The organism is Microbacterium sp. HMWF026, assembly GCF_003061325.1.
GTDB classification, from domain to species: Bacteria; Actinomycetota; Actinomycetes; order Actinomycetales; family Microbacteriaceae; genus Microbacterium; species Microbacterium testaceum_E.
Genome location: NZ_QAJB01000410.1, coordinates 8,355 through 13,067 on the forward strand (window position 1 = coordinate 8,355; position 4,713 = coordinate 13,067).

Here is a 4,713-nt window from a genome sequence, read left to right on the forward strand (position 1 = left end):
GATCCCGCAGTCGGGTTGCTCACGCTGCACGGTGAGTGCGGCCGTGGCGTACGCGCGCAGGGCGCGATCCGGGATGCCGGTGCGCCCGGCGACCGTCGAGGTCCAGGTCGGGTCGGCGGCGACGACGTCCACCGGAGCGACGGCGCCCGACGCCGGGGCGGGAACGGCGTTCGCCACAGGGGTCTGATCGGACGCCCCGACGACGTCGCCGGCTGCCGCGGCGACGGACGGCACGTCCCACGTCTCAGCGCGGGCGGCGCCGGACCGATCGGCAGCGCTGCGCTCGCTCTCGCGCGCAGCCGTCTGCGCGACCACGAGCAGGCCGCCCGCGGCCACGAGCACGCTCGCGAGCACGATCACCCACGGCCAGAACGGCCGGCGCGCCGTGTCGACGAGGTCCACGGTCCCCTCCCGTCGCGCCCGTCGGGTCGAGCGCACCCGGGCACGCTAGACGCCGACGGCGACACCCGCGTGAACGGTCGGGATACGACAGGCGTCCCGCCCATCGACCCCGCTCGCGCGAAGGTCAGCAGCGACCTCTCACGGGGACCGACCACCGCAGACCGCGCGGTGGCGTGCCGGGCTCAGCCGCGGAAGCCCGCCGGGTTCGACAGCAGGTCGGCGAACGCCAGCTCGGCCGGGCCGACCAGCATGAGGCGCGAGCGCAGGTGCGCGCGCTCGAGGCGGATCGTGCGCCCCTCGGCGCCCAACGGGTGCACCCGTACGGCATCGGCCAGTCGCTCGCGACTCACCGACAGCAGCGCGCCGAGGTAGCCCGAGAGCACGACCGTCTCGGGGGCGAACGCGTTGACGAAGTTCGTCAGCGCGAGCGAGAGCATCTCGACCTGGCGGGTGACCTCGGTCATCACGCGCGGGTTGCGGGCCACGCCCAGCTCGACGTCGAGCTCGTCCTCGTCGAGCTTGCGCCGCCCCAGCAGCGGCTCGAGGATGTCGAGGCTCACCTCGGCCTCGAGGCATCCGCGTCGACCGCACACGCACGCGCGACCGCGCGGGTCGACGACCGTGTGGCCCAGCTCGCCGGCGTAGCCCGAGGTCCCCCGCAGGAGCGTGCCGTCGATGATCAGGCCGCCGCCGATGCTGTGCATCGCGCCGCCCAGGTACAGCAGGTTGCCGACGCCCACCCCGACGCCGAAGCGGGACTCGGCGAGGGCGCCGATGCTGGCGTCGTTGCCGGCGGTCACCGGCATCCCGAGCTCATCACTCAGGCGGGCCGACACGGGGTCGCGCCTCCAGCCGAGGGTCGGCGACACGAGCACCGAGCCGTTGGCGTTGACCAGACCCGGAACCGCCAGACCCGCACCGACCACCCGGTAGTGCCGGTCGATGTCGGCGCGCATCGCCTCGACCGACGACGCCACGATCTGCACGAAGCGACGGGGCGACGGGGCGCTGGCGGTGTCGTGCCGGAGCCGCGCGTGCACGACGCCGCCGAGGCCGACCAGGGCGACGGTCACCGCGTGCGGCTCGGCGCGCACGCTCAACGCGGCGACGTGGTCCTCGGGCTCGAGGTCGAGGGTGGGGCGTCCGACCTTGCCGGTGCGCTCCCCGCCGGGGGCCTCGCGGACGAGACCGAGCTCGGTGAGCTCCATGATCAGGCCGGTGACCGTCGAACGGTTCAGCCCCGTCGTCGCGCCGAGCTGAGCACGTGAGAGCGCTCCCCGGGAGTGAAGGAGCGACAGGACGGACGCGAGGTTCTGCTGACGGATCAGGTCGTTCGTCGTACGGCCAGCCGGCGGCGCGAGCGGGGTTGCGGGCTCGAACACGGCAGGGGTCATGAGGGAGGCACCTCCCCTATCTTCGCATCACGGCGCGCGGGGGTGGACCTCCGCGGGAGCGGATGGGGAGCGGGCCCCGGGGCCGCGCTCCCCATCCGGTCAGACACCGCCGTTGCGCCGCTTGTTGAAGATGTCGAACGCGACGGCCAGCAGCAGCACGATGCCCTTGATCGCCATCTGCCACGCGGCGTCGACGCTGAGGATCGACAGACCCATGTTCAGCACGCCCATGACCAGGCCGCCGACGACCGCACCCACGACCGTTCCGATGCCGCCCTGCACGGCGGCGCCGCCGATGAACACCGCCGCGATGGCATCCAGTTCGTAGTTCTGACCGGCCGCGGCGACGGCGCCGCCGGCGCGCGCGGTGCTGACCACGGCGGCAAGGCCCGCGAGCACGCCCATGTTGACGAAGATGAAGAAGTTGACCCACTTCGTCTTGACGCCGCTCATGACCGCGGCGAACAGGTTGCCGCCCATCGCGTAGATGTGCCGGCCGAAGGTCGTGCGGTTGAGCACGAAGGTGTACGCCAGCACGAGCACCGCGAGGATGATCAGCACGATCGGGGTGCCGTTGTAGGTGGCGAGCGTGAACGCGGCGGCCATGATGACCACGACCGCGATGGCGTTCTTGAGCCAGAACGACCACGCCAGTTCGCGGGGCAGCTCGAGCCGGCGCAGCGTCGCGCGGGTGCGCAGCTGCTGCATCACCAGCAGCACGCAGGCGATCGCGCCGAGCAGCAGGGTCAGGCTGTCCCAGTTGCCGACGTAGCCCAGCACGGGCGGCAGCCAGCCGGCGCCGATCGCGGTGAAGCCGTCGGGCAGGCCGCTGATCGTGCCCCCGGTGAGCAGGACGAGGGTCAGACCCCGGAACAGCAGCATGCCCGCGAGGGTTACGATGAAGGCCGGGATGCCGACGAACGCGACCCAGAAGCCCTGCCACGCCCCGACCACGGCGCCGACGATCAGCGAGAGCACCACCGCGACGTACCAGGGCAGTCCCCACTGGTTCATCGCGATCGCGGCGATCGCCCCGACCATCGCCACCACAGAGCCGACCGACAGGTCGATGTGGCCGGCGATGATCACCATGACCATGCCGATCGCGAGGATCAGCACGTAGGCGTTCTGCTGGATGAGGTTGTTGACGTTGCCCGGCAGCAGCAGGCGCCCGCCGGTGAGCACCTGGAACAGGGCGATGATGATGACGAGGGCGGCGAGGATGCCGAACTGACGGAAGTTGATGCGCGACAGGATGCCGCGGCGTCGCGGTCCGGGTTGCGTCGGCGCGTCGACCGTCTGGGTGGATGCGGTGGCCATTTCTGTCAGTTCCTTCCGGCGGTCATGTGCCGCATGAGGGTCTCCTGCGTCGCGTCGTCGCGGCTGACCTCGGCCGTGATGCGTCCCTCGGAGATGGTGTAGATGCGGTCGGAGAGGCCGATGACCTCGGGCAGCTCCGACGAGATGACGATGACGGCCTTGCCCTGGGCCGCGAGTTCGTTGATGATGCCGTAGATCTCGTACTTGGCCCCGACGTCGATGCCGCGGGTGGGCTCGTCGAGGATCAGCACGTCGGGCCCGGTGAACATCCACTTCGACAGGACCACCTTCTGCTGGTTCCCGCCCGAGAGGCGACCGGTGATCGCGGCGACGCTGGGCGCCTTGATGTTCATCTTGTAGCGGTACGAATCCGCGACCTTGTACTCGCGGTAGCGGTCGACCACGCCGAGGCGGGCCAGGCGCGCGAGGGCCGAGGCCGAGACGTTGACCTGGATGTCGCCGATGAGGTTGAGACCGTACTTCTTGCGGTCCTCGGTGGCGTAGGCGATGCCGTGCTTGATCGCGGAGTCGACCGTGCGGACGTCGATCTGCCGGCCGTTCTTGTAGACCTCGCCCGAGATGCCCGTGCCGTACATGCGACCGAAGATGCTCATCGCGAGCTCGGTGCGCCCGGCGCCCATGAGTCCCGCGAATCCGACGATCTCGCCCGCACGCACCATGAAGGACGCGTCCTGGATGACGACACGCTCGGTGTCGACGGGGTGGTGGACGGTCCAGTTCTCGACGCGGAACAGCTCGTCGCCGATGTCGGGTTCGCGCGGCGGGAAGAGGCTGTTCAGGTCTCGACCGACCATGGCGCGGATGATGCGCCCCTCGTCGGTCTCGGGGTCGTCGCGGCGCATCGTCTCGATCGTGCGGCCGTCGCGGATGATCGTGATGCGGTCCGAGATGCGCAGCACCTCTTTGAGCTTGTGGCTGATGATGATGCAGGTGATGCCCTGCGTGCGCAGCTGGTCGATCAGGTCGAGCAGGTGTGCGGAGTCGTCGTCGTTGAGCGCGGCCGTGGGCTCGTCGAGGATGAGGAGCTTGACCTCTTTGGCGAGCGCCTTGGCGATCTCGACGAGCTGCTGCTTGCCGACGCCGAGCTCGTAGATCTTCGTCGCGGGGTTCTCTCGCAGGCCGACGCGCTTGAGCAGCTCGGCCGCGGCGGTGTTGGTCGCGTTCCAGTCGATGACGCCGCGCTTGGACTTCTCGTTGCCGAGGAAGATGTTCTCGGCGATCGAGAGGTACGGGCTGAGCGCCAGCTCCTGGTGGATGATGACGATGCCGGCGGCCTCGCTGTCGTTGATCGAGCGGAACGCCATCTGCTCGCCCTCGAGGGTGATGGTGCCCTCGAACGCCCCCGCCGGGTACACGCCGCTCAGCACCTTCATGAGCGTGGACTTGCCGGCCCCGTTCTCACCGCAGATGGCGTGCACCTCGCCGCGATACACGTCGATCGACACGTCGGCCAGGGCCGGCACGCCGTTGAACGACTTCGAGATCCCCGCCATGCGCAGGATCGGTTCGGTCATGGTTGTTCTTCCTCCGTCGGCTCCCCCGCCCGGGCGGCGAGGATGAAGCGGCGAGGCGGGTC

General features: G+C 70.1%; 3 protein-coding genes and 1 pseudogene. All 4 read right to left on the reverse strand.

The window, feature by feature from the left end:
* A pseudogene (locus tag DBR36_RS18595) lies at positions 1–402 on the reverse strand (murein transglycosylase); the annotation flags it as partial.
* Between the two features lie 182 nt (positions 403–584).
* The gene (locus DBR36_RS15025) at positions 585–1,796 is read right to left on the reverse strand and encodes an ROK family protein (RefSeq protein WP_108320553.1); all 1,212 of its coding nucleotides are present in this window, start codon (positions 1,794–1,796) and stop codon (positions 585–587) included.
* A 99-nt stretch (positions 1,797–1,895) separates the two neighbouring features.
* Positions 1,896–3,116, reverse strand: coding sequence for a multiple monosaccharide ABC transporter permease (mmsB, locus tag DBR36_RS15030; RefSeq protein WP_108320554.1), 1,221 nt, complete (start codon positions 3,114–3,116; stop codon positions 1,896–1,898).
* A gap of 5 nt (positions 3,117–3,121) precedes the next feature.
* Positions 3,122–4,651 (reverse strand): multiple monosaccharide ABC transporter ATP-binding protein, encoded by a 1,530-nt coding sequence (gene mmsA / locus DBR36_RS15035; protein ID WP_108320555.1) that lies wholly within the window; start codon positions 4,649–4,651, stop codon positions 3,122–3,124.
* Positions 4,652–4,713 lie beyond the last annotated feature (62 nt).